Here is a 25,899-nt window from a genome sequence, read left to right as displayed (position 1 = left end):
CGGCATCGCGCCGGTCCTGCTTCTTCCGCTTCAGGCGAGGAACGTCAGCCCACTTCCGGCCAGGCGTCCGCCAGCAGCTTCCAGGTGTCGCCCAGCAGCTGCGGGAGGACCTTGGTGTGGCCGATGACCGGCATGAAGTTGGAGTCACCACCCCAGCGCGGCACCACGTGCTGGTGCAGGTGCGCGGCGATGCCCGCCCCGGCCACCGGACCCTGGTTGAGGCCGATGTTGAAGCCGTGCGGCGCGGAGATCGCGCGGATCACCCGCATCGCGCGCTGCGTGTACTCGGCGACCGCGACCGTCTCCTCCGGCGTGAGCTCGGTGTAGTCGGCGACGTGCCGGTACGGCAGCACCATCAGGTGACCCGGGTTGTACGGGTAGAGGTTCAGGATCGCGAACACCAGCTCGTCGCGGGCGACGATCAGCGAATCCTCGTCCGGCTGGCCGGATTCCAGCAACCGGCAGAACGGGCAGCCGTCGCTGTCGGTGCCGACCGGCTTGTTCTCGCCCTGGATGTAGGCCATCCGGTGCGGGGTCCACAGCCGCTGCAACGCGTCCTCGACCCCGACACCCTCCTGCCGCGTCATCTCGACGCCCTCACCGCTCACGCTTGACCTGCCTGGAAGTTCTCCGCGGTCGGCGATGCGTTCTCCCGCCGCTGAATCCAGTCCACCAGCGCGGTGACCGCGTCGTCGACGCCGACTCCGTTGATCTGCGTGCCGTCGCGGAACCGGAACGACACCGCGTCGGCCTCCACGTCCTTGCCGCCCGCCAGCAGCATGAACGGGACCTTCTGCGTGGTGTGGTTGCGGATCTTCTTCTGCATCCGGTCGTCGCTCGTGTCGATGTCGACGCGGACCCCCTTGGCGCGCAACGCCTTGCGCACCTTCTCCAGGTGGTCGACGTGCTCGTCGGCGATCGGGATGCCCACCACCTGGACCGGTGCCAGCCACGCCGGGAACGCGCCCGCGTAGTGCTCGGTGAGCACGCCGAAGAACCGCTCGATCGAGCCGAACTTCGCCGAGTGGATCATGATCGGGCGCTTCCGCTCACCGTCGGCCGCCTGGTACTCCAGCTCGAAGCCCTCGGGCTGGTTGAAGTCGTACTGCACGGTGCCCATCTGCCAGGTGCGGCCGATCGCGTCCTTGGCCTGCACCGAGATCTTCGGGCCGTAGAACGCCGCCCCGCCCGGGTCGGCCACCAGCTCCAGACCGCTGTCGTGCGCGACCTGCTCCAGGATCGCCGTGGCCTCCGCCCAGTCGGCGTCGGAACCCGCGAACTTGTCCGGCTTGGAGTCGTCGCGGGTGGACATCTCCAGGTAGAAGTCGTCCATGCCGAAGTCGCGCAGCACCGAGAGCATGAAGTTCAGCAGGTGCTTGACCTCCTCCGGCGCCTGCTCCTTGGTGCAGTAGCTGTGCGAGTCGTCCTGCGCGAAACCGCGCACCCGGGTCAAGCCCTGGATGACGCCCGACTTCTCGTACCGGTACACGTGCCCGAACTCGAACAGCCGCAGCGGCAGCTCCCGGTAGGAGCGCCCCCGCGAGCGGAAGATCAGGTTGTGCATCGGGCAGTTCATCGCCTTGAGGCGGTACTGGTACCCGTCGAACTCCATCGGCGGGAACATCGTGTCCGCGTAGTACGGCAGGTGACCCGAGGTGTGGAAGAGCTGCTCGTTCGAGATGTGCGGCGTGCCGACGTACTCGAAGCCCTCCTCGATGTGGCGCCGGCGGACGTAGTCCTCCATCTCGCGCTTGATGATCCCGCCCTTGGGGTGGAACACCGGCAGGCCCGAACCGATCTCGTCCGGGAACGAGAACAGGTCCAGCTCGGCGCCCAGCTTGCGGTGATCGCGCCGCTCGGCCTCGGCGAGCCGCTCGACGTACTCCTCCAGCTTCTCCTTGGACTCCCACGCGGTGCCGTACACCCGCTGGAGCTGCTGGTTGGCCTGGTCACCGCGCCAGTAGGCGGCGGCGACGCGGGTCAGCTTGAAGGCCGGGATGAAGCGGGTGTGCGGCACGTGCGGTCCGCGGCAAAGGTCGCCCCAGACGCGCTCGCCGTGCCGGTCGATGTTGTCGTAGACGGTGAGCTCGCCGCCGCCGACCTCCATCACCTCGGAGGTGTCCACGTCGTCCACATCGGACTTGATGTCGACGAGCTCCAGCTTGTAGGGCTCGCTCGCCAGTTCCTCCTTGGCGGCCTCGATCGACTCCAGCCGCCGGCGGGAGAACTTCTGGCCGGACTTGAGGATCTGCTTCATGCGCTTCTCCAGCGCCTGCAGGTCCTCCGGGGTGAACGGCTTGTCGACGTCGAAGTCGTAGTAGAAGCCGTCCCGCACCGGCGGGCCGATGCCCAGCTTCGCGTCCGGGAACAGGTTCTGCACCGCCTGGGCGAGCACGTGCGCGGCGGAGTGCCGGATGACGTTGCGGCCGTCATCGGACTCGGCGGCCACCGCCTCGACCTCGGCGTCGGCCTCCGGCGCCCAGTCCAGGTCGCGCAGGTTCCCCTCGGCGTCGCGGACCACCACGACGGCCTCCGGGCCCTTCGACGGCAGACCCGCTTCGGCGACGGCCGCGCCCGCGGTAGTGCCCGCCGGAACCTTCACCCGGGGTGCTTGCTGGGCGTGGGAAGGCTGTACCGACACGATCACTCCTAGACTGGGCCGTTTCACCGGCGCGGATACGTTGCGCAACCCGATGCTATCGGTGTCCACCAATCCATTAACGCCCAGCCCAAGCCCTTGAAGAGGGTTCCAGACTCATTTTGCGCAGCGGTGCGGGTAGCGGAACCTCAGCGGCCCTCCGGGTCGGCGATGAGCTCGTGGAGCTCCAGGGCGGACACCCGCTCACCTGCGAACGCGCCGATCGCGCAGCGCACGCCCAGGGCGCCCAGCCGCTGCGCCTGCAGCTCGTCGTCGACACCGCCCGCGACCACCGGCAGGTCCATCAGCTCGGCCGCCCCGGCCGCAGCGCTCAGCAGGTACTCGTCGAGCGGATCGGGCCCGTCCGGATCGGCGAACCCGGCCAGGTGCGGGCCGTCGATGCGCACCCCGTGCAGCGGCAGCCCGCGCAGTCGAGCGAGGCGCGTGTAGTCGTCGCCGAACTGGGAGACGATCAGCTTGATGCCCATCTCGGCGAAGATCTCGACGGTGTCCACCGCGTCGCCCTGGTGGTCGAACAGCGCCGCCTCGGGCATGCCCAGGGCCAGCGACTCCGGCGGCAGCCCGGTCTCGCGCAGCACCCGCTGCACGTCGTTGACCAGCTCGGGATCGCGGCAGTGCCGGTGCGAGAGGCTCACCGCCGCGAGCGGCCCGCGCGCGCCGAAGCGCTCGGTCCACTGCGAGGCGTGCCTGCAGACCTGCTCCAGAGCCCAGCCGCCGAGCCGGGTGATCAGCCCGGTCTCCTCGGCGAGGTCGCGGAACGACTCCTCCCCCAGCTCGCCGAACTCCGGGTGGTCCCAGCGGATGCTCGCGGCCGCGGCGAACAGCGAGCCGTCGTCGAGCCGCCACACCGGCTCGTACTCGACGAACAGCTCCCCCTGGTCCAGGGCCGCGGGCAGCGCCGCGGAGAGCTTGAAGCGGTCGCGGGCCTCGGCGTTGAGCGCGGCGTCGAAGAGCACCCACTGCGCGCGGCCGTCCTGCTTGGCGCGGTAGAGGGTGATGTCGGCGTCGCGCAGCAGCGCCTCCGCGTCGGTCCCGGCGACCGGGCGCTCGACGACGCCGACGCTGGCCGAGGCCGCCAGCTCGTGGGCGCCGATGCGGGCCGGCCGGGTGACCTCCGCGAGCATCTTCTCCACCTGCGCGACCAGGCCCGCGGCACCGTCGGTGTCGGGCACCAGGACGACGAACTCGTCACCGCCCATCCGCGCCGCCAGCGCCCCGAACTCGGCCGTGAGCGCCTGCAGTCGCTGGGCGACGGCGCGCAGCAGCTGGTCGCCGACGGGGTGGCCGAGGCTGTCGTTGACGGCCTTGAACCCGTCGAGGTCGAAGAAGCACAACCCCACCCGCCTGCCGGGGTGGGTGGGTTCCAGGGCCCGCTCCATGCTGGTCTGCAGCTGGGTGCGGTTGGGCAGGCCGGTCAGCGGGTCGTGCACGGCCTGGCGTCGGAACTGCTCCTGGAGCATGTGCCGGTCGGTGATGTCCTCGAAGAGCATCACCAGGTAGTCGGGGTCGTCGCGGGCGTCGCGGACCAGCGAGGCCGACAGCTGGGTCCAGATGTGCGAGCCGTGCTTCTCGGTGAAGCGGATCTCCAGCTGGTAGCGGTCGACCTCGCCGCGCACCAGGTCGGCGTTGGCCGCGGCCAGCTCGCCGACCCAGGCGGTGTCGGCGAGGTCGAAGATCGTCCGTCTCACCAGCGACTCCTCGCTGAGCCGGAAGATCCTGGCCATCGAGGGGTTGATCTCGTCGACGATGCCGTCGAGGGTGACGATGGCGATGCCCAGCGCCGACGAGGTGAACACCGCCCGCGACCGCGCTTCGGAGGCGCGCAGGGCCTCCTCGGCGGCGTCGCGGGCGTCGAGCACCGACTGCTTGATGATCTCCTGCTCGCCCAGGGTCTGCTCGCGCAGCGCCCCGGCGAAACCGGACCCGATCGCGCCCAGCACGTCGACCAGTCCGGCCGGGTCCAGATCCCGGTACCGGGGCAGCTCGGCCGCCAGGTGGTTGAGCGTGCGGTGGACGACGACGGGGTTGGTGAAGTGCACGCGGACGAGGCGTTCCCCCGCCTGGCGAGCGGGTTCCAGCGGTCCGTCGCAGGCGGCCAGGACGTCGTCGAAGCACTTCGCCAGGAACGCCTCGATCTCGGGACGGCCCATCGCCACGTAGCTGGTGTGGATGATCTCGCGCGTCCACTGAGCCACCACTCGCAGGCGATCGTCCGCCCCGCGGTCGAACCCTCCCTCGATTTCAGGCATCCCTCACACCTTCTGCCCGGCCTCGTCGCCGGTCACGATGAACTCCCGCCCCCGTCGCGTCGAGAACCCCGGTTCTCGCGTCGACGAGCGTTCGCGGCTCTCGACGCCGGGGGTGCCGGGTCGACGGGGGTGCGGTCGGGGCCAGTCTGGCGATCATGCCGGGTCCTCGCACGACGAGCGGTGATCACGCCTTGCGACCGAGGAGTCCGTAGACGATGGATTCCTCGGGCCGGTCGCCGACGTCCTCCGGGGAGTCCGGGTGCCACTCCGGGACGTAGACGACGCCGGGCTCGATGAGCTCGAAGTCGGAGACGAGCTCGGCGACTTCGGCGCGGGTCCGCAGGGTGACCGGGTTGGTGCTGTTCTCGTAGAGGTTGACCAGGCCCTGCACGCCTTCCGGGAACTCCTCGCCGGTGACGTGGGAGAAGCCGAGGTAGCTGCCCGGGGCGAGCTTGTCGTGGTACTGGCGGATGACCTCGCGCGGGTTGGCGCTCTCCGGCACGAAGTGCAGCAGCGCCACCATCATCACGGCGATCGGCTGCGAGAAGTCCAGCATCCGCTGGGTTTCCGGTGCGTCGAGCACACCGGCCACGTCGAGCAGGTCGGCCTGCACGATCGTCGCGTTGTCGTTGCCGTCGAGGATCGAGCGGCTGTGCGCGACGGCGACCGGTTCGTTGTCGACGTAGACGACGCGGGCCTGCGGGTCGACGGCGTGCACGATCTCGTGCACGTTGCCCGCGGTCGGGATGCCCGAGCCGATGTCGAGGAACTGGCGGACGCCCTGGTCGAGGCAGTAGCGCACCGCGCGGCGCAGGAATGCGCGGTTGTTCAGCGCCACCTCCTTGACGTTGGGCACCACTTCCAGGACCTTCTTGCCGAGCTCGCGGTCGGCGGCGAAGTTGTGCGCGCCGCCTAAGTAGAAGTCGTAGCAGCGGGCTGCGCTGGGCTTGTCCAGGTCGACGCCCTCGGCCAGCCAATCGGGTCGCTGCTCCATAGATTCAGCCTCCTGCACGTGGATTCGACACCCGAAAAGGTGATCAAGAAGCCTCATCGTACTGTCACTCAACGCTTCTGAACATGCACCCAGAGTGGATATTCGGAACCGCGCGGTACCAGCTCTTTTCGGGGTCTCGTCGGGTTTCTCGGGGATGTCGAGCCGGATTCGGCTCCTACCGGGCACCGCCCACGAGTTCGGCGACCTCCATCGCCGAGACCCGGTCGCTGACGTGCGGGCCCTGGATCAGGCGCACACCGATCTCCCCCAGCCGGTGGGCCTGCTCCGCGGTCGTCACACCGGTGGCCAGCACCGGCAGATCCATCAGTTGCGCCGCGCCGACGGCGCTGCGCACCAGGTACTCGCTGATCGGTTCCGGGCCGTCGGGGTCGGCCATGCCCTCGATGTGCGGACCGTCGATGAGCACGCCCGCCAGCGGCAGGTCCTTGAGCCGGTCGACCCGGGTGTAGTCGGAGCCGAACTCGTGCACGAACAGCCGGATGCCCATCTCGGCGAAGATCTCGACGGTGTCCACCGGATCGCCCTGGTAGTCGAACAGCGCCGGTTCCGGCAGGCACAGCACCAGCGACTCGGCGGGCAGACCGGTGCTCTCCAGCGCCTCCCGCACGCCGCGGACCAGCTCCGGATCGCGGCAGTGCCGCGCCGACAGCGTCAGCCCGAGCAGCGGGGCGTGCTCGCCGAGTTCGCGCACCCAGCGGGCAGCGTGCGCGCCCGCCTGCTCCAGGGTCCAACCTCCGAGCCGGGTGATCAGCCCGGTCTCCTCGGCCAGCCCGAGGAACCGGCTGGACGGCAGTTCGCCGAACTCGTCGTGGTCCCAGCGCACGTTGGCCAGCACCGCCAGCACCTCGCCGGTCTCGACGTCGGCGACCGGGTCGTACTCGACGAACAGCTCGTGCTTCTCCAGCGCCGAGGGCAGCGCGGCCGAGAGCCGGAAGTTCTCGTGCGCCACCGCGTTGCGCTCGGCGTCGAAGAGCACCCACAGCGCGCGGCCGTCGCGCTTGGCGCGGAACAGCGTGATGTCGGCGTCGCGCAGCAGCGAACCGGTGTCGGTGCCCAGCACCTCGCGCTCGACGATGCCGACGCTCGCCGAGGCGGTCAGCTCGTGCGCGCCGATCCACATCGGCTGGGTGAGCTCCCGCAGCATCCGCTCGACCAGGTCGATCACGTGCGCGGCGTCGTAGGAGTCGGGGATGACCACGGCGAACTCGTCGCCGCCGGTGCGCGCCACCACGGCGCTCTCGGTCGCGGCCAGCGACTGCATCCGGCGACCGACCTCGCGCAGCATCCGGTCGCCGATGCCGTGGCCGAGGCTGTCGTTGACGGCCTTGAAGCCGTCCAGGTCGAACAGGCACAGGCCCACCCGGCGACCCGGGTAGACGGTGGTCAGCGCCGCGTCGAGGCAGGACTCCAGCTGCGCCCGGTTGGCCAGCCCGGTCAGCGGGTCCTGAACGGCCTGGCGCCGGAACTGCTCCTGGAGCATGTGCCGGTCGGTGATGTCCTCGTAGTGCAGCACCAGGTGATCGGGCCGGTCGAGGCCGTCGCGGACCAGCGTCGCGGTCAGCCGGGTCCACACGTGGGTGCCGTCGGCGGCGGTGTAGCGGGTGTCGAGGCTGACCTCCTCACCCGCTCCGTCGGCGAGGTCGCCCAGCGCGCCGGTGAGCTCGGGGCGCCAGCGGTCGTCGGCGAGATCGAGGACCGAGGCGCCGGTCAGCGCGGTCTCGGAGAGCCGGAACATGCGCCGCAGGGCGGCGTTGGTCTCCTCGACGACGCCCGCGGTGCTGGCCACGGCGATGCCGACGTTCGGCGCGTTGAACAGCGCCTGGGTGCGGGCCCGCAGGTCGCGGCCCGAGTTCCGCTCCACGGCACCGGTCCGCAGGCTCTCCGCGAACCCGGCGGCGAGGTGGCCGAGGGCGGCCACGATCCGGTCCGGCGGCACCTCGGGCAGCAGCACCGGCAGCTCGGCGGCCAGCAGCTTGAGGGTCCCGGGCAGGACCATCGGGTTGTCGCGGTGCAGCGGCAGCAGCTCCACGCCCGCGTTGCGGGCCTCGCCCGCGCGGTCGGGGCAGGCCAGCTCGCCGAGCAGGTGCTCCAGGCAGTTGCTCAGCAGGTCCTCCACGTCGCCGCGGTTCAGCGGCGCGTAGCTGTTGTGCGCGATCTCGCGCTTCCACCGCTGGATGAACTCGGGGCGATCCACCCTGGTGATCACGGTTCGGCTCCGTCGGCGCTCCGGTGTGGCGTTCGACGCACTCGCCCACCCTGTCCTCGACTCTTTCGTCACCGCGTGGAGCCGGCGCGGCACGGTGCGCACCGACGCGGTCGATCCGGGACCGATCTTACTGTCACTCACCGCGTTCGGTCACGCACTCAGCGCTGAATGGTCGAGTCCGCGATATCGCCTGGCCGGGGCGCCTACCGGAAGATGATCTTGAGTGTTGTGGTTCACCGAGGTGATGCACCAGATCGCCTATGAGGATTGTCACCGGTCCGCTATGCGGGATCGGGGGTAAGGCATCCCTAAGCTGGTATCGATTCCGCGCATGGCTCGGCCCGGACCGCTTCCGGGCACGGTGCCGCGCGGCTTCGCAGTCGAGCGCGCCGAGCCCGGCGCACCCAGGAGGAGATGCATGACCCGCCCGTTGCGTGTCGCGATCGTCGGGGCCGGCCCGGCCGGCGTGTACGCCGCCGACATCCTGACCAAGTCCGAGACCCCGGTCGAGATCGACCTGCTGGACCGGATGCCGGCACCCTACGGGCTGATCCGCTACGGCGTGGCGCCCGACCACCCGCGCATCAAGGGAATCATCAACGCCCTGCAGCGCGTGATGGAGAAGCCGGAGATCCGCTTCCTCGGTCACGTCGAGTACGGCGTGGACGTCAAGCTCGAAGACCTGCAGCGGCACTACGACGCGGTGATCTTCTCGACCGGCGCCGACCAGGACCGCCCGCTGGACATCCCGGGCATCGACCTGCCGCACAGCTACGGCGCCGCGGAGTTCGTCTACTGGTACGACGGCTACCCGGAGGCCCCGCGCGACTGGACGCTGGACGGCGAGCAGGTCGCGGTCATCGGCGCCGGCAACGTCGCGCTGGACGTGGCCCGGGTGCTGGCCAAGCAGGCCGACGACCTGCTCAGCACCGAGATCCCGGACAACGTGCACCGCGGCCTGAAGGACTCGAAGGTCACCGACGTGCACCTGTTCGCCCGCCGCGGCCCGGCGCAGGCGAAGTTCACGCCGCTGGAGCTGCGCGAGCTCGACCACCAGGACGAGGTCGAGATCATCGTGCACCCCGAGGGCTTCGAGATGGACGAGGCCAGCGAGAAGGAAGCCCAGACCAACAACCAGGTCAAGACGATCGTCAAGACCCTGCAGGACTGGGCGCTGCGCGACCCGAAGAACAACACCGAGCGCCGCCTGCACCTGCACTTCCTGCGCGCCCCGGTCGAGGTCACCGGCACCGACCGCGTGGAGGGCTTCAAGGTCGAGGTCATGGAGCTCACCGGTGACGGCAACGTCCGCGGCACCGGCGAGTACGAGACCTACCCGGTGCAGCAGGTCTACCGCGCCGTCGGCTACCTGAGCTCCCCGGTCGCCGACCTGCCCTTCGACACCAAGTCCGGCACCGTGCCCAACGCGGGCGGCCGCGTGCTCGACCTCGACGGCGAGCACATCCCGGGCGTCTACACGACCGGCTGGATCAAGCGCGGCCCGGTCGGCCTGATCGGGCACACCAAGGGCGACGCGCTGGAGACGATCAACAACCTGCTCGAAGACCTCGACGCGCTGCCCAAGGCCGAGCAGCCCGCCTCCGACAGCATCATCGAGCTGCTGGAGGAGCGCGGCGTCTCCTACACCACGTGGGAGGGCTGGACCCGCCTGGACGCGCACGAGAAGTCCCTCGGCGAACCCCACGGCCGCGAGCGCATCAAGGTCGTCCCCCGCGAGGACATGGTCAAGATCTCCCGAGCGGAGTGACCGGACCTCCCCGCACCACCGAGAACGCCCCTGCTCCCCGGGAGAGCAGGGGCGTTCTCACGTCCGAACCACCCCACGATCGAAAACAGCAGGTTTCACCCGGTTGAAAACCCCGGTTTTCGCGCGACGAAAACAGCGGTTTTCGCGCGATGAAACCGATGGTTCTTGACAGGGTCGGGTCAGGATCGGGCGTGTTGGTGGCCGAGGAGGCCGCCGAGGGCGGTGATGAGGGCCAGGGCGAGGAGGAGGGCCGCTACCGGCCAGGACTTGTGGTCGCCCGCGATGAGCAGGGCGCTGGCGGCCAGCGGGACGAAGCCGCTGAGGGTCCCGCTGAGGTTGGAGGAGATCGCGACTCCGCTGTAGCGGAGGTGCACCGGGAACAGGCCCGCGAGCAGGGAGCCCGAGACCGCGTAGGGGATCGAGAGGCAGTTGATGCCCAGCGTGACCGCGATGACGACCAGTACCGGGTTCCGGGTGTCGATCATCCAGAACACCGGGAACGCCACCAGCGCCGAGAGGACCCCGCCCCACAGGCAGACCTTGCCGGGGCTGAAGCGGTCGGCGAGCCTGCCGCCGAAGATCAGGGTCACCACCTCGGCCGCCGCGGCCACCAACGTCGCGATCAGCATCAGCGACTTCGGCAGCTCCAGCGTCCCCGAGCCGTAGCTGATCACGAACGTGGTCAGCAGGTAGAAGCCGCCGATGCCGATCAGCGACGCCGCGACACCGATCAGCACCTGCCGCCACGCCGTCCGGAACAGCTCCAGCGCGGGCACCGAGGCGCGGTCGTGCTCGGCGAGCATCCGCTCGAACAGCGGCGACTCCCCCACCCGGCGACGCAGGTACAGCGCCACGCCCAGCAGCGGGAACGCCGCCAGGAACGGCAGCCGCCAGCCCCACGAGTCGAACGACGAGTCGGGCAGCATCGCCACCAGGTAGAACCCGCCCGAGGACAGCAGCGTGCCGATCGGCGACCCGATCTGCGGCAGCGCCGCGAACCGGCCGCGCTGCTCCGGCGGCGCGTGCTCGACGGCGAGGGTGACCGCACCGCCCCACTCGCCGCCGACCGCGATTCCCTGCAGCACGCGCAGCGCGGTCAGCAGCAGCGGTGCGGCCAGCCCGATCGCCGCGAAGTCCGGCAGCAGACCGATCAGCCCCGTGACGACGCTGATCAGCGTGACCGTGATGAGCAGGCTTCGCCTGCGCCCGATCCGGTCGCCCAGGTGACCGAAGAGCAGCGCGCCGAGCGGTCGCGCGACGAACCCGATCGCGAACGAGGCGAACGCGGCCAGCGTGGCCACCGCCGGGTCCTCCGTCGCGAAGTACAGCCGGTCGAACACGATCGACGCGGCCGTGCCGTAGAGGAAGTAGTCGTACCACTCCAGCGCGGTACCGACGAACGCGGCGAACGCGACCTTGCGCGCCTCGGTGGGATCGACGCGTTCCGCGCTCGGCGTCGCCGCTCTCGGGATCTCGGTCACGGGGCCTCCCTTGGATCAGGTGGGGTCTGCTGCGAACTCCTCGGCGCCGTGCACCGCGCGCCCGGCGACGAACGTGGCGCGCACGCCGATGTCGCCGATCTCCGCGGTGGGGGCGGTGGTGGGGTCGGCGTCGAGCAGCACGAGGTCGGCGAACATGCCCGCGGCGATGCGGCCCCGCTCGTTCTCCTGGCCCGCCGCCCAGGCCGCGTGCGTGGTGTAGGCGCGCAGCGCTTCGGTCGCGTCGACCCGCTCGTCGGGGCTGAGCACGCGGCCGGCCTTGGTGGTGCGGTCGACCATCGCCCGCATCCCCAGCAACGGCGCGCCGTTGCTCACGCACGGCCGGTCGGAGCTGCCGGGCACCACGAGTCCGGCGTCCACGAAGGACTTCTGCCGGTACAGCCAGGGTTCCCGCTCGTCGCCGACCGCCTCGATCATGGTGTCGCCGATCTCGTACAGGAACCGGGACTGCGGAACCGGGATGACGCCCAGCGCGGCCATCCGGGGCAGGTGGTCGGGTCGCACCATCGCCGAGTGCTCGATGCGGTGCCGCGCGTCCGGGCGCGGGAAGTCGCGCTGCGCTGCCTCGAACGCCTCCAGCGCCAGGTCGATGGCGCGGTCGCCGATGGCGTGCGCGGCCACCCGCCAGCCGCCGCGGTGCGCGGTCAGGATGCGCTCGCGCAGCACGTCCGGGTCGTCGCCGAGCACGCCGTGGCCGCCGTGGCCGTGGAAGGGCTCGGTGACCGCGGCGGTGCGGCTCGACAGGGCGCCGTCGGTGAAGATCTTCATCGGCCCGATGCGCAGGAAGTCGTCGCCGAAACCGGTGCGCAGCCCCAGGTCCAGGCCGAACGCGTCGGGGCCGACCGGGTGCAGCACCTCGGTCGCAGGCATCAGCTCGACGCGCTGCAGCAGGTCCCCGCGCGAGCGCGCGAGCTGGTAGGCGGCGGCTTCGGCGGGGCTGTGCCCGATCCAGCCGCCGCCGATGCCGGCCTCGGTGACGTGGGTGAGCCCTTCGGCGGCGTAGCGCTTCGCGGCGCGGGCGATCGCGGCCGCCAGCTCCTCGACCGGGTAGGGCTTGACCAGGGCGTCGACGAGCTGCTGCGCCTGCTCGGCGAGCAGCCCGGTGGGGGTGCCGTCGGCGTCGCGCTCGACCACGCCGCCCTCGGGGACGCGGGCCGACCCGTCGAGAACCCCCGCCTCGTCGAGGATCGCGCTGCTGGCCACGCACATGTGCGCCGAGCGGTGCTTGAGCCACACGGGCCTGCCGCCGCCCGCCCGGTCCAGCGCGGCGCGGTCGGGGTGCCCGCCGATGACGAAGTCGTCGTAGCCCGACCCGATCACCCAGCCGTCCGAGGGCAGCGAGGCCGCCTGGGAGGCGACGAGGTCGTAGAGCTCCTGGGAGCTCCGGCAGCCGGACAGGTCCAGCTCCGCCAGCGAGAGCCCGTACCAGACCATGTGGTTGTGCGAGTCGGCGAAGCCGGGCGCGGCGACCGCGCCGTCGCCGTCGACCACCCGGCGCGCGGGCAGGTCGGCGATCTCCTCGTCCACCCCGACGATGCGCCCGCCGAGCACGCCGATGGTGTGCGCGGTGGGGCGGTCCGGGTTCATGGTCAGCGCGCGGACGTCGCGCAGGACTAGATCGAGCACGTCGTTCCCTTCTTCAGGCCAGGTGGTGCGTGCGGGTCAGCGGCAGCGTGGCAGCCCGGTGCACGTCGACCTCCACCCCGTCGACCGTCACCGGCCCCGGTTCGCGCGGGACTTCCACGCGCGGGGTCGCGGTGTTGCGCACCATGTCCGCCCTGGTCAGGCCTCTGCTGTGGCGCACGGAGGCGTAGTTCGGGCCGCTGGGCAGGTGCGCGCGGTCGGCGGCGTCGGCGACGAACACCGTCGACAGCCTGCGGGCTGCGGCCCCGAGTCCGCCGAAGAAGGGCCGCATGACCCTCGGTTGGGTGAGCCGGGTGGAGCCGGATCCGGAGCCGCTGGCGCCCCAGGCGACGAAGCCGGATTTGATCACGAGATCGGGCTGGGCGCCGAACCAGGACGGCTGCCACAGCACGACGTCGGCGAGCCTGCCCGGCTGCAGCGAGCCGACCTCGTGGGCCATGCCGTGCGCGATCGCCGGGTTCAGGGTGATCTTGGCGAGGTAGCGCAGCACCCGCTCGTTGTCGGCGTGCTCGGGTCCGGCCTCCCCGGCGAGCGCGGCCTGGACGTGGGCGAGTTGCCAGGTGCGGCGGGCGGTTTCGGCGATGCGGCCCATGCCCATCGAGTCCGAGTTGACGATGCTGATCGCCCCGGAGTCGTGCAGCGCGTTCTCCGCGGCGATGCCGTGCTCCCGCACCCGGCTGCCCGCGATGCCCCGGTCGCTGTCCATCATGGAATGTCCCCTGTGGACTGTTATGGTCATGGGCAGCAGCTCCGAGACCGTCGCCGGGGTCAGCGGCAGCGTCGGGGTCGTCGAGGAGGTCAGCACGTGCGGGCTGCCCACGACCTCCAGCAGGTCGGGATGCCCGCCACCGCCCTCGACGTGGTAGGCGTGCACCGTGCGCCCCCGCGTGGCGTCGAGGGTGTCGGCCAGGAACCCGGATTCGTTGAGCGTGTCGGTGTGCAGCGCGACCGGCAGGTCAGCCTGATCGGCCACGCCCAGGCACGTGTCGACGATGTGCGGGGTGGCTCCCCAGTCCTCGTGGATCTTGAAACCGCCCGCGCCGGAGAGCACCGCGCGCTCCAGCAGGTCGTTCGACGACGACGAGCCGCGAGCCAGGAACGCGACGTTGATCGGCACGTCGCGCCAGGCCTCGATCATCGTCCGCAGGTTGTTCGCCGGGTTGGCGCCGACGTCCCACACGCCGCCCATGCCCATGCCCACCAGCGAGGTCACCCCGGCGGCCAGCGCGGCCGGCACCACCTCGGGGCTGGACAGGTGCACGTGCGAGTCGACGACGCCCGGGGTGGCGATGAGCCCCTCACCGGTGATCATGCCGGTGTGCGAGTCGACGACCAGCTCCACGTCGTCCATGACGTCCGGGTTGCCCGCCCGGCCGACCCCGGCGATGCGGCCGTCCTTGATCCCGATGTTGGTCTTGCGCACGCCCAGCACCGGGTCCAGCAGCAGCACGCCGAGGATCACCATGTCCAGCGCGCTGTCCCGGCCCGCCTTCGGCGCCACCAGCAGCCCGTCGCGGGTCGTCTTGGCGCAGCCGCCGAGCAGCTCCTCGCCGGGCTCGGAGTCGTCGGCCTCGACCCGCACCCACAGATCGGTGTCGGCCAGCCGCACCAGGTCCCCGGTGGTGGGGCCGTAGAGCGCGGCGTAACGCTCGCGCGACAGGCTCGTCATCGCTCGCCTCCCAGCGCCACGGCGGTGATCTCCTTGCGCTCCCCCGCCCCCAGCTGCACCGCCATCCCGGCCGGGACCGCGAGCCGGAACCCGGTGAGGTCGACGTCGCTGCGCACCGCGGGGTTGAGCTCCTCCAGCGGGAAGTGCGAGGAGATCCACACCGGGCGGTCACCCGTGTTGTGCAGCCGCGCCGTCCGGTGCTCGCGGCCCGCGGCCAGCTCGATTTCGCCGTCAGCGGCGCGCACCGCCCCGGGCGCGTCCGGGCCGGGCGGGCCGAACGGCTGCGGCACGTGCACCAGCGCGCTGCCGTGCGGGAACAGCGCCTCGACCTGGATCGCCGGAATCGCCGCGGCCACCCCGGGCTGGACCTGATCGGGGGCGAGCAGCTCGCCAGCGCGGCGCACGATCTCGTCGAGATCCGTTCCGTCCCAGGCCATCTCGCAGACCTCGTCGCACACGTAGGCCACGGCGTCGGGTGCGCCGAGCAGCGCTCCGCGCGCCAGCCTGCGGCGGGCCAGCTCCGCGGCGCTGAACAGGGTCAGCCGCTCCTGCTCGCGGGGCGTCAAGTGCATGAGAGCACAGTCCTCTGGTCACCGGCCCAGCACAATGATGGATCAACGCCATCTGATCGCCCTAGATTGGGCGGATGCACACTCCGCTTCACGTGCCGGTCACACCCGGCGGACCGCTGCGCAGGCTGGTGCACTCCTGCCTGGACGACCTCGACGAGCTCGTCGCGGTGTTCCTGGCCGAGCTGCGCTCGATGGAGCCCTACGCCAGCGACGCGGTGCCGTGGATCGAGCTGCGCGAGCACGCCGAGGCGAGCATGGAGCTGCTGCTGCGGCTGGTCGGCGGCATGCCGATGCCCGACCGGCTGGCCGACCTGTGCGAGCGGATCGGGCGCAGCCGCGCGCAGGCCGGAGTCCCGCTGGAGGTGCTGCTGCACGCGGTGCGCTTCGACTTCCGGGTGCTGTGGGACGCCTTCACCCGGCGCGCGTCCGACGACGAGCTGCCGTCGCTGGTGCACAGCGCGTCCCGGGTGTGGGCGGCGGTGGACCACCACACCACCCGCATCCACCTGGCCTACCTGGCCGAGGCCGCGGTGGTGGCGCGCGAGCAGGAGCACGAGCGCGCGCAGCTGGTGGCGCGGCTGCTGACCACCGACGCGCGCGACCCGCAGGTCGTCGCGCAGGTCGCGACCGCGCTGGACGTCTCCGCCGACGCGGATTTCGCGGTGGCCGCCGCTCCCCTGTCGGCGACCCGGCCGCTGCGCGACGCCGTCGACGAGCTCACCGAGCGCGGCATCGCGGTGCACCTGCAGGACGTCGACCGGCGCCCGGTGCTCATCGCGCAGCTGCCGAGCGGGACCACCGCCGTGCCGTCGCGCTGGCTGCACGACGTCCCCTGCGGGCTGGCGCCGGTCGCGCGCACGCTCGCGGGCGTGCCGCGCGCGGTGCGCATTGCCGCCGAGCTCGCCGGGACCGAGGTGGCCGAGGCGGGTCCGCGCGGGCTCACCGACGCGTGGGCGTCGGTGGTGGCGGGACGGCTGGGCGAGACCGGCGACGCGCTGGCGGCGGAGGTGTTCGGGCGGGTGCGCGGCATCGGCGCGGGCGAGCGGGCCCGGCTGCTGGAGACCGCCGCGTGCTACCTGCGCACCGGGTCGGCGGGGGCGGTGGCGGCCGAGCTGTACTGCCACCGCAACACCGTGCTCAACCGGCTGCGCCGGATCGCCGAGCTCACCGGCTGCGACCTCACCCGCCCGGAGCAGGCGGCGCTGTTCGCGGTGGCACGCGAGTGCGGTCCGTGACGGCGGACCGTGAGACCCGCAGTTCTCATGAGAACCGTCCCCACCTCCACACCCTCCCGCGAGGGGGAGTGTCGGGTTCTCGGTGCAAGCGGTGGTGAGGGGACCACGGGGATTTCGTCGATCGTGACCCGGCGCAGTTTTCATGAAAACTTCCCCACTCCAGGAGTCCGCACGTCCCTCCCGTCCCCACGGGGAGGGAAGCTCTCATGAAAACTTCCGTGGTCGGTGGAGGTGACAGTTCTCATGAAAACTGTCACCTCCCCCGTACGTGCGGTCACCTCCCGGACCCGTACGTCATGCCGAACGCCGTGCGGCGTGCCGGTTGTCCGGCGTACTACGGTGGTGGCGGACTTCTCTCGATCGCGCAAAGGATGGGACGTTGACCGCGACGCAGATCCCGGACACCACCCAGGCCGAACTCGACGCCGCGCTGCAGCGGGCGGCCGAGGCCGCCGAGCCGTTCGGCGCGCAGCCCCCGGCCGAGCGGGCCCGCCAGCTGCGGGCCGTCGCCGACGCGCTGGACGCGGCCGCCGGTGAGCTGATCCCGCTGGCCATCAGCGAGTCGCACCTCTCGGAGGGCCGCCTCACCGGCGAGCTCAAGCGGACCACGTTCCAGCTGCGCCTGTTCGCCGAGACCATCGAGACCGGCGAGCACCTGCGGGTCACCTTCGACCAGGCCGACGCGGACTTCGCGCTGGGCCCGAAGCCGGACCTGCGGCGGATGCTGCTGCCGGTGGGCCCGGTGCTGGTGTTCGCCGCCAGCAACTTCCCGTTCGCGTTCTCGGTGGCCGGGGGCGACACCGCCGCCGCGCTGGCCGCCGGGTGCCCGGTGGTGCTCAAGGGCCACCCCGGCCATCCGGAGCTGTCGGTGCGCACCGGCGAGATCGTCGCCGACGCGCTGCGCTCGGCGGGCGCGCCGGAGGGCACCTTCGGCGTCGTGCTGGGCTTCGAGATCGGCACGGCCGCGCTGCGCGACGAGCGGATCAAGGCGGCGGCGTTCACCGGCTCGGTCCCGGCCGGGCGGGCGCTGTTCGACATCGCGAACTCGCGGTCGAAGCCGATCCCGTTCTTCGGCGAGCTGGGCAGCCTCAACCCGGTGTTCGCGGCCCCGGGGGCGGTGGCCGCGCGCGGCGCCGACATCGCGAAGGGCTACGTGACCTCCTACTCGGGCAACGCCGGCCAGCTGTGCACCAAGCCGGGCCTGCTTTTCCTGCCCGCCGACCACGGCCTGGAGGCCGCCCTCGCGGAGGAGTCGGCCGCGGTGGCCGCGCACCGGCTGCTCAACGACCGGCTGCACGAGGGCTACTGCTCGCGCCGCGCGGCGGTCACCGAGGTCCCGGGCGTGCGGGTGCTGGCCGAGGGTGCCGCCGGTGAGGCGGCGGACGGCGCGGTGCCGACCCTGCTGGCCACCGACGTCGACACGCTGCTGGCGAACCGGGAGGCGTTGCTGGAGGAGGTCTTCGGGCCGCTGTCGATCGTGGTCACCTACGCCTCGGAGGACGAGGCCCGGCGCGCGGCGGAGGCGTTCGAGGGCAACCTGACGGCCGCGGTGCACGCGGACGACGCCGACACCGACTTCGTCGCGACCCTGCTGCCGCTGCTGCGGGACCGCGCCGGTCGCGTGCTGTTCAACGGCTGGCCGACCGGCGTCGCCGTCTCCCCCGCGATGCAGCACGGCGGCCCCTACCCGGCCACCACGGACGCCCGCTTCACCTCGGTCGGCACCGCGGCGCTCGACCGCTTCCTCCGCCCGGTCACCTACCAGAACGTCCCGGCCGCGCTGCTGCCGCCGGCGCTGCGGGACGACAACCCCTGGAACCTGCCGCGCGCGGTCCACACCCCGCGCTGACCAGGCCGGACGCTCAGACCCGGCGGTAGCGGGCGACCGTGACCGCCACCGCCGGGGCGAGCGGGGCGGGCAGCTCCGCGATCGCGGCGTCGAGGGCCTCGGGCGTGGTGTGCCAGGCGTTGGGTCCCATCGCGATCGCGGCGCGGGCCTCGTCGCGGGTCAGGTCCAGCCGGAACTCCACCGCCCGCTGGTCGACCGGGGTGAAGTGGCCCGCGAGCTGGTCGGCGAGCCGGTCCTGCTTGGACTCGTCGACGTGCAGCAGCCCGAGCCGGTCGACCAGCCCGGTCAGGTGACCGGGCTCGGGGGTCACGACGACCAGTTCGCCGCCGGGGCGCAGGGCTCTGCGCATCTCCGGGGCGTTGCGCGGCGCGAAGACGTTGAGGACGGTGCCCGCGGCTCCGGTGCGGATCGGCAGCGGCTGCCAGGCGTCGGCGACGGCCGCGCCGATGCGCGGGTGGACCTTGGCGGCGCGGCGGCAGGCGTACTTGGAGACGTCCAGCGCCACGCCGAGCCGCTCCCCCAGGGCCCGGTTCAGGTAGAAGCCGGTGCCCGCGCCGACGTCCACGACCGGGCCGTCACCGGTCACCGCGTCGGCGACGGCGTCCGCGATCGGGTCGTAGTGCCCGGCTTCGAGGAACCCGGCGCGGGCGGCGACCATCTCGGCGGTGTCGCCGACGACCTTGCTGCGGCCGGAGAGCAAGCTGACGTAGCCCTGCCGGGCGAAGTCGAACGCGTGGTTCGACGGGCACCGCAGCGCATCGCCGTCCCGCCCCAGGTCACCGCCGCAGTGCGGGCAGGCCAGCAGCTCCACCACGTCGTCCAGCACAGCCTTGCCCTCCACACCGCTCGCAGATGCGCGATTCTAGTCGGGGGCGCCCCGGGAGAGAGGAGGTGCGGGCGATGGGGCACTGGCTGAGCGCACCCGAGTACCAGGCGGCGCGGTTCGCCGTCGTCCACCTGATCGCCCTGACCTACCTGATCGGCTTCGCCTGCTTCCTGCGCCAGTTCCGCGGTCTGCTCGGCGAGCGCGGTCTCACCCCGGTCGCCCGGTTCGTCGAGCGGGTGCCGTTCCGGCGGGCGCCGAGCCTGTTCCACCTGCGCAGCTCCGACCGCTGGCTGGCGGGCGCGGGCTGGGCGGGCGTCGTGGCGAGCCTGCTGGCCCAGTTCGCCGACCTCGCACCGCTGTGGACGTGGCTGGTGCTGTGGACGCTGCTGTGGGTGCTGTACTCGTCGATCGTCAACGTCGGCCAGGTCTGGTACGGCTTCGGCTGGGAGTCGCTGCTGCTGGAGGCCGGTTTCCTGGTGATCTTCCTCGGCCCGGCGCACCTCGCCCCGCCCGCGCCGATCCTGTGGCTGCTGTGCTGGCTGCTGTTCCGGGTGGAGTTCGGCGCCGGGCTGATCAAGCTGCGCGGCGACTCCTGCTGGCGCGACCTCACGGCGCTGCACTACCACCACGAGACCCAGCCGATGCCGGGACCGCTGAGCCGCGCCTTCCACCACCTGCCGGGCCCGCTGCACCGCGTCGAGGTGCTGGCCAACCACGGAACGCAGCTGGTGGCGCCGTTCCTGCTGTTCGCCCCGCAACCGGTGGCGAGCGTCGCGGCGGTGATCGTCGTGGTGACGCAGCTGTGGCTGATGCTCAGCGGCAACTTCGCCTGGCTGAACCTGCTCACCATCACGCTGGCCTGCGCCGCGATCAGCGCCCCGCCGGTCGCGCGACCGGACCCGCCGGGCTGGTTCGCGGTCCTGGTGCTGGCGGTGACGGCGCTGTTCGTCGTGCTGGCCTACTGGCCGGTGCGCAACATGCTGGGACGCGGGCAGGTGATGAACCGCAGCTTCAACAGGCTGCACCTGGGCAACACCTACGGCGCCTTCGGCAGCATCACCCGCGTCCGCTACGAGGTCGTCGTCCTGGGCGCGCACGATCCCGACGGCCCGTGGCGGGAGTACGAGTTCCGCGGCAAGCCCGGTGATCCCGCGCGCCGACCCCCGCAGATCGCCCCGTACCACCTGCGGCTGGACTGGCTGATGTGGTTCGTCGCGATCAACCCGTCCTACGGCCGCACCTGGCTGCCGCGCTTCCTGCGCGCCCTGCTGCGCGCGGAACCCGAGGTGCTGGCCCTGCTCCGCCACAACCCGTTCCCGGAGAACCCGCCGGAGCTCGTCCGAGCCGATCTCTACCGCTACCGCTTCACCACCCGCGACGAGCGCCGCAGCACCGGCGACCACTGGACCAGAACCAGGTCCTCAGAACTCATCCCGCCGATGAACCTCGACGACATCGGTGGACGTTTCGGTTGACACCCCACGACCGACGGTCCCGGTCGTGTGCGGGGGGAAGTTCTCATGAGAACTGCGCTCACCCCTGAGCAGCGGCCTCCAGCTCGGAGATCTCGATCTTCCCCATCGCCATCATGGCCTTCATGACCCGGTCGGAGACCGCGGGATCGGAGGAGGTGATCAGCTCCAGCAGGCGGCGCGGCGTGACCTGCCAGGACAGGCCGTAGCGGTCCTTGAGCCAGCCGCACGGGCCGTGCTCGCCGCCCTCGCCGAGCCGCTCCCAGAGCCGGTCGACCTCCTCCTGCGACTCGCACATCACCTCCAGCGACACCGCCTCGGTGAAGTGGAACTGCGGGCCGCCGTTGATCGCGACGAACTGCTGCCCGTGCAGCTCGAACTGCACCACGAGCACCGTGCCCGGATCGCCCGGACCGGCCTCGCCGTGGTGCATGACGTGCACGATCCGCGAGTCCGGGAAGATCGAGCAGTAGTACTTCGCGGCCTCCTCGGCCTGGGTGTCGAACCACAGGTTCGGGGTGATCTTCTGCGTGAACTCGTACATGGGTCCATCCCTCCGTCCGTCGAGAACCAGGTTGAAGGGATAGACCCGCTCACGCAGCGGAACTCATCGCTCGCACCAGAAGGCCGGGCGCATCAGAAGGACAGACGCATCAGAAGGCCGGACGCAGCGGCATCCGGGCGTCGGTGCCGTCGAGCTTGACGCCCAGCACCTGGTGCAGCTGCACGTTGTTGCGCTCGAAGCCCAGCCGGCAGGCCGCCATGTACAGCCGCCACACCCGCGCCCGCGCGAGGCCGGCCTCGGCGACCGCCGCCTTCCAGTTGCGCTCCAGGTTGCGGCACCAGTCGCGCAGCGTCAGCGCGTAGTGCTCGCGCAGGTTCTCCTCGTGGCGCACCTCGAACCCGTGGTCGTTCATCGCCGACACCAGCGTGCCCACCGGCTCCAGCTCGCCGTCGGGGAACACGTAGCGCCCGATGAACTTGCCCGGCTTGGCCTTCTGGTGGCCGTGCGGGCGGGTGATGCAGTGGTTGAGCATCCGGCCGCCCGCCACCAGCTTGTCCTGCAGGAACGAGAAGTAGTGCGGCAGCTGCTTGACCCCGATGTGCTCGGTGAGGCCGATGGAGCTCACCGCGTCGAACCCGCTCTCCTGCACGTCGCGGTAGTCCATGTGGCGCACCTCGGCGAGATCGGCCAGGCCGCGCTCGGCGATGGCCTTCTGCGCCCACTGCGCCTGCTGCCGCGACAGCGTCACGCCCAGCGCCCGCACCCCGTAGTGCTCGGCGGCGTGCATGACCATCCCGCCCCAGCCGCAGCCGACGTCGAGCAGCCGCTGGCCCTGCTTGAGGTCGAGCTTGCGGGCCACCAGGTCGTGCTTGGTGAACTGCGCCTGCTCCAGGGTCGCGTCCTGCTCGGGGTAGACCGCGCAGGTGTAGGCCATCGACGGGCCCAGCACGTACTCGTAGAAGCGGTTGGACACGTCGTAGTGGTACGAGATCGACTGGCTGTCGCGGCGCTTGGAGTGCCGCCACCCGCGCGACGAGCGGTGCTCGACCTCGGGAACCCGCACGGGCCACCAGAACCGGTAGCCGGCGAGCTTGAAGGCCAGCTCCCTGCGCAGCTCCGGCGGGATGTCGTTGAGCGTCACCGCCGGGAACGCCGCCAGCGCGGTGTACATGTCCCCGCGCACTTCGAGGGCCCCGCTGACGTAGGCGCGGGCGAGCCCGAGCTCGCCGGGAGCGGCGGCCAGGTGCGACAACGCCAGCGGCGAGCGGACTTCCACGCACACATCGGCTCCGGCGGTGCCTGCCCGGCTGCCGTCGAAGGCGCGGATCTCGATCGACAGATCGTCGCCGAGAATCCGCTCGAACACCCCTGCCCATCCCATCAGAGGGTCTCCTCTCCAGTTTGATGTGTCGTTTCCCCCGCGAGTCAGCGCTCGCGAACGCACTTCTCGTACAGCCCCGGCAACCGGCCCTTCGGGTCGTAGGTGTCCTTCAGCCGCTGGTAGGCGGGGCGGTTGTACAGCCGCCAGAACTCGTCCTCCTCGAAGTAGGAGTTGGAGTACAGCGACTTGTGCCCGTCGAGCTCGGTGACCTTGCGCTCGATCGCGCGGTTGTGCCTGCCGGGCGCCTCCCCCGGTCGCAGCGGCACGGTCGCCCAGAACCCGACGTTGACGTAGAGCGTCTCGGCGTCCATCGGGTACAGCGGCCAGCCGCGGGTGTCGCTCAACCGCACCGGGCAGAGCCAGATCGGCGAGATGCCGATGTCGCGGTGGAAGAACTCCAGGAACTCCGGCAACCGCTCGACCGGGATCTCCACGTCCTGGATCACCGGCTCGTTGAGGCCCTTGCCCTGCAGCACCGCGAGCCGGTCGGTCACCGAGTGCTTGCGGTCCCAGGCGACGATGCGGCGGTAGACGTCGGAGCGCTTGTACTGCGCGGGCCAGAATCGGCGGACCAGCGGGTGCTGGACGCCGATGGCGCGCGAGCACCAGAACCAGTCGGTGTCCCAGCGCCACAGGTAGTCGCGGATGCTCAGGTAGTCGGTGCGCCGCTGCTGCAGCGAGCGGTAGTAGATCCGGGTTCCGGTGTAGTCGCTGGTGAACGGCGCCGAGTCCACGTAGGACCCCAGCGTGAGGTAGTGCTCGCTCGGCGTGAAGACCGTGCCGTCGACGAAATCGACCGGCTCGCCGTCGAATTCACCGTCCGCGCACACCCGGGCGATCGCCTCGGCGCACTCCTCGGCGGTGGCGAACGGGACGTGCCGGAGCTTGACGAACGGTTTGACCGACTCCAGCTCGATCTCCAGCCGCAGCGCGTAGCCCAGCGTGCCGTAGGAGTTCGGGAAGCCGCGGAACAGCTCGGCGTGCTCGTTGTCGCGGCGGGCCACCACCACCGACCCGTCGCCGGTGAGCACCTCCATCTCGCGCACCGACTCGTGCGGCAGGCCGTTGCGGTAGGAGGTCGACTCGATGCCGAGCCCGGCCACCGCGCCGCCCAGCGTGATGGTCTTGAGCTGCGGCACCACCTTCGGGATGTGCCCGGTCGGCAGCAGCGCGTCCACGATCTGCTCGTAGGTCGCCATGCCCTGGACCTGCGCGGTTCCGGCTTCGGCGTCGACGTCGAAGACCTTGGTGAACCGGCCGACGTCCAGCCCCGGCGTCTCGGACGGAGCGCGGAACCGGAAGAGGTTCGAGGTGGGTTTGGCGAGCCGGACCGGTGCTCCGGCCGGCAGTTGTGCGTACTGCGCGACCAGTTCGGCCACGTCGTCGGAATGCTCGCCGATCATCGGCGTTACCCGATCCGCCATGCCTCGACCGTAATGCCGGAACCGGAGTCAAGCACCCCCTTTAACCAGGCACCGGAACCCGCCCGCAAGCCGACGAACAGCCCAAAACCCGGTGGCATCGAGTGGTTCCGCGATCTTCGATGATCGCAAAACCGCAGGTTGGGGCCACGTCGGGAACGTGATCGCCGATGTTTGCGTGATACATGCAAGTTCAGCGATATTTCGATCACATTTGACGTGATCGGAGTAGTGGCCGCGGGCTAGCGCCGCTGCAGTGCCCAGGCGCGCAGGCCGCGGAAGCTCTGCACCTTCGTCGGGCCCACCGAGATCAGCTTGTAGCTCTCGTGGCCGCGCAGCGCACCCGCCAGCTCCCGGTCGATGAGCACCGAAGCCGGCCGGGCCACCGAGGTCAGGCGGCTGGCGATGTTCACCGTCGAGCCGTAGACGTCGCCGAAGCGCGCCAGCACCGGGCCGCGGGCCAGACCGATCCGCAGCGGCGGCAGCAGGTCGTTCTTGGCGATCTCCTCGTTGAGGGTCAGCGCGATCTCCGCGCCCTCCTCCGGGCTGTCGGCCACGAACAGCACCTCGTCGCCGACCGTCTTGATGATCCGGCCGCGGTTCTGCGCCACCACACCGCCCGCCAGCGACTCGAAACCGTCGATCAGCCGCGTCAGCTCCAGCTCGGTGAAGTCGCGGATGAGCCGCGTGTAGCCGACCAGATCGGCGAAACCCACCACCTGGACGCGTTCGTCGATGCCCGGGTCGCGCTCGTCGAGCTCGCGGGACACGGTGGCGGCCAGGTGCCGCCGCCACACGTAGTCCTGCATCTTCTCCATGACGGGCACGATCGCGGCCGCCACCTCGGTGGTGGTGTCCACATCGGCGCCGAAGGTGTCGCCCAGCAGCGACTTGAACAGTCCCGTCTGCCACTCGGCCAGCCGCGACATCGTCTGCGCCAGCGAGCGGGCCACCGCGGACTCGAGCTCGTCGGGGATCACGTCCGCGGACACCAGCGACACCAGCGCCCGCAGCGCCGCCACGTCGGCATCGGTGAAGATCACCGAGTCGGACTCGACGTGGGCGAAGCCCATCGCCTGCCACAGCTGCTCGGCGCGCTCCAGCGGCACACCGGCGGCCTCGGCGACCTCGTCCTTGGTGTAAAGCGGCGGCGAACCGAGGAGGATCTCCTCGATCCGCCGGATGCGGTCATCGCGATGTTCGGACAACGAGCACGTCGCAATCAGCTCGGCGGGACACTTCGGAGGGCACCGAGCCGAGGATCCGCCCCTTGAGGGTGTTGAGCCCGCGGCTGCCGACCACCAGCAGGTCGGCGCTGTGCTTGTCGGCGGCCTCCACCAGCACCGAGACCGGCTCGCCGACCGACGCCACGGTCTCGACCTCGGTGGCACCGGCCGCGCGGGCGGTGTCCGAGGCGGTCTGCACCGTGTCCTGCGCCGGGGCCGAGCCCATGACCTGGAAGGCCTCGTCGCCGAGCTGGTCGGCGGCTCGCTCCAGCTCCTTCGGGTCGGTCGGGTAGTAGGCGCAGACGATCACCAGCCGCGCCGAGGCGGCAGCGGCGACCTCGGCGGCCCGGCTGACCGCGCGCAGCGAAGGCGCGGAGCCGTCCGTTCCCACGACGACGGTGCGGTAACTGGACATCGCTCTCCCACTTCCTCAGGGACCGACATTTCGACGCTCCGGGTGAGAACACTAACGATCGCGCGCCGCTGCGGTCACGCCCCGTGCCCACCACCCCACCCCTCCCACCGAAAACCCCGGCGTTCGTCCCGTCGAAGACCCCGGTTTTCGCGCGACGAACGTCGCTGTTCTCGACGGGAGGGGTGGATCACCTGGGGAGTTGTGGGATGGGACAACGCGAGGCGGGAACTGTCGTTCGAGCGCACAGCGCGACACTCGACCTCGCGGCGTACGTTTCGCCGCGACCTG

At 71.1% G+C, this 25,899-nt stretch carries 19 protein-coding genes; 4 read left to right on the top strand and 15 right to left on the bottom strand.

Annotation, left to right across the window (positions count from 1 at the left end):
- Positions 1 to 44: 44 nt before the first annotated feature.
- From REH65_RS26200 to REH65_RS26180, 5 genes are all read right to left on the bottom strand, one after another.
- On the bottom strand, positions 45 to 587 hold the full coding sequence (locus REH65_RS26200) for an HIT domain-containing protein (RefSeq protein WP_281454027.1): 543 nt from the start codon (positions 585 to 587) through the stop codon (positions 45 to 47).
- 17 nt (positions 588 to 604) lie between these two features.
- Positions 605 to 2,602, bottom strand: coding sequence for a threonine--tRNA ligase (gene thrS, locus REH65_RS26195; RefSeq protein WP_406693247.1), 1,998 nt, complete (start codon positions 2,600 to 2,602; stop codon positions 605 to 607).
- Between the two features lie 185 nt (positions 2,603 to 2,787).
- Positions 2,788 to 4,854, bottom strand: a complete 2,067-nt coding sequence (locus REH65_RS26190; RefSeq protein ID WP_406689525.1) for a putative bifunctional diguanylate cyclase/phosphodiesterase — start codon at positions 4,852 to 4,854, stop codon at positions 2,788 to 2,790.
- A 238-nt stretch (positions 4,855 to 5,092) separates the two neighbouring features.
- Positions 5,093 to 5,902, bottom strand: a complete 810-nt coding sequence (locus REH65_RS26185) for an SAM-dependent methyltransferase (RefSeq protein WP_406689524.1) — start codon at positions 5,900 to 5,902, stop codon at positions 5,093 to 5,095.
- 175 nt (positions 5,903 to 6,077) lie between these two features.
- Positions 6,078 to 8,129, bottom strand: coding sequence for a putative bifunctional diguanylate cyclase/phosphodiesterase (locus REH65_RS26180; RefSeq protein ID WP_406689523.1), 2,052 nt, complete (start codon positions 8,127 to 8,129; stop codon positions 6,078 to 6,080).
- Positions 8,130 to 8,547: 418 nt separating this feature from the next.
- Between REH65_RS26180 and REH65_RS26175 the strand changes: the two genes are divergently transcribed.
- Positions 8,548 to 9,897, top strand: a complete 1,350-nt coding sequence (locus REH65_RS26175; RefSeq protein WP_281453874.1) for an FAD-dependent oxidoreductase — start codon at positions 8,548 to 8,550, stop codon at positions 9,895 to 9,897.
- Between the two features lie 179 nt (positions 9,898 to 10,076).
- Here REH65_RS26175 and REH65_RS26170 read toward each other — a convergent pair whose 3' ends face one another.
- Genes REH65_RS26170 through ureA form a run of 4 tightly spaced genes read right to left on the bottom strand, consistent with a single transcriptional unit; the run spans position 10,077 to position 15,281 of the window.
- Complete coding sequence (locus REH65_RS26170) at positions 10,077 to 11,378, bottom strand: MFS transporter (protein ID WP_406689522.1); 1,302 nt, start codon at positions 11,376 to 11,378, stop codon at positions 10,077 to 10,079.
- A 15-nt stretch (positions 11,379 to 11,393) separates the two neighbouring features.
- A complete protein-coding gene (locus tag REH65_RS26165; RefSeq protein WP_406689521.1) occupies positions 11,394 to 13,022 on the bottom strand; it encodes an amidohydrolase in 1,629 nt (542 codons plus the stop codon).
- Positions 13,023 to 13,035: 13 nt separating this feature from the next.
- Positions 13,036 to 14,709 carry an urease subunit alpha gene (locus REH65_RS26160; RefSeq protein WP_406689520.1) on the bottom strand — a complete coding sequence of 558 codons (1,674 nt, stop codon included), beginning with the start codon at positions 14,707 to 14,709 and terminating at the stop codon, positions 13,036 to 13,038.
- Positions 14,706 to 15,281 (bottom strand): urease subunit gamma, encoded by a 576-nt coding sequence (ureA, locus tag REH65_RS26155; RefSeq protein WP_406689519.1) that lies wholly within the window; start codon positions 15,279 to 15,281, stop codon positions 14,706 to 14,708. Before ureA ends, REH65_RS26160 begins: the two co-directional genes overlap by 4 nt.
- A gap of 74 nt (positions 15,282 to 15,355) precedes the next feature.
- On the opposite strand from ureA, the gene REH65_RS26150 reads away from it, so the two are divergent.
- Both REH65_RS26150 and REH65_RS26145 read left to right on the top strand, forming a co-directional pair.
- On the top strand, positions 15,356 to 16,516 hold the full coding sequence (locus REH65_RS26150) for a PucR family transcriptional regulator (protein WP_406689518.1): 1,161 nt from the start codon (positions 15,356 to 15,358) through the stop codon (positions 16,514 to 16,516).
- A 379-nt stretch (positions 16,517 to 16,895) separates the two neighbouring features.
- On the top strand, positions 16,896 to 18,365 hold the full coding sequence (locus REH65_RS26145) for an aldehyde dehydrogenase (NADP(+)) (protein ID WP_406689517.1): 1,470 nt from the start codon (positions 16,896 to 16,898) through the stop codon (positions 18,363 to 18,365).
- A 13-nt stretch (positions 18,366 to 18,378) separates the two neighbouring features.
- On the opposite strand, the gene REH65_RS26140 is transcribed toward REH65_RS26145, so the two are convergent.
- Entirely contained in the window at positions 18,379 to 19,206 is an 828-nt protein-coding gene (locus tag REH65_RS26140) for a putative RNA methyltransferase (protein ID WP_406689516.1), read from the bottom strand.
- Between the two features lie 59 nt (positions 19,207 to 19,265).
- On the opposite strand from REH65_RS26140, the gene REH65_RS26135 reads away from it, so the two are divergent.
- Entirely contained in the window at positions 19,266 to 20,666 is a 1,401-nt protein-coding gene (locus tag REH65_RS26135; protein WP_406689515.1) for a lipase maturation factor family protein, read from the top strand.
- A 58-nt stretch (positions 20,667 to 20,724) separates the two neighbouring features.
- Here REH65_RS26135 and REH65_RS26130 read toward each other — a convergent pair whose 3' ends face one another.
- From REH65_RS26130 to REH65_RS26110, 5 genes are all read right to left on the bottom strand, one after another.
- Complete coding sequence (locus REH65_RS26130; RefSeq protein WP_281453883.1) at positions 20,725 to 21,207, bottom strand: VOC family protein; 483 nt, start codon at positions 21,205 to 21,207, stop codon at positions 20,725 to 20,727.
- A 109-nt stretch (positions 21,208 to 21,316) separates the two neighbouring features.
- Positions 21,317 to 22,549 carry a class I SAM-dependent methyltransferase gene (locus tag REH65_RS26125; protein ID WP_406689514.1) on the bottom strand — a complete coding sequence of 411 codons (1,233 nt, stop codon included), beginning with the start codon at positions 22,547 to 22,549 and terminating at the stop codon, positions 21,317 to 21,319.
- A 44-nt stretch (positions 22,550 to 22,593) separates the two neighbouring features.
- Positions 22,594 to 23,973, bottom strand: coding sequence for an FAD-binding oxidoreductase (locus tag REH65_RS26120; RefSeq protein WP_406689513.1), 1,380 nt, complete (start codon positions 23,971 to 23,973; stop codon positions 22,594 to 22,596).
- Between the two features lie 239 nt (positions 23,974 to 24,212).
- Positions 24,213 to 25,178, bottom strand: coding sequence for an adenylate/guanylate cyclase domain-containing protein (locus REH65_RS26115; protein ID WP_281453886.1), 966 nt, complete (start codon positions 25,176 to 25,178; stop codon positions 24,213 to 24,215).
- The gene (locus tag REH65_RS26110; RefSeq protein WP_281453887.1) at positions 25,159 to 25,611 is read right to left on the bottom strand and encodes a universal stress protein; all 453 of its coding nucleotides are present in this window, start codon (positions 25,609 to 25,611) and stop codon (positions 25,159 to 25,161) included. Before REH65_RS26110 ends, REH65_RS26115 begins: the two co-directional genes overlap by 20 nt.
- Positions 25,612 to 25,899: the final 288 nt, after the last annotated feature.

The organism is Saccharopolyspora sp. ID03-671, assembly GCF_045278815.1.
Classification (GTDB): domain Bacteria; phylum Actinomycetota; class Actinomycetes; order Mycobacteriales; family Pseudonocardiaceae; genus Saccharopolyspora; species Saccharopolyspora ipomoeae.
The sequence above is the reverse complement of the archived record's forward strand: the minus strand, read 5'-3'. Positions and strand labels throughout refer to the sequence as shown.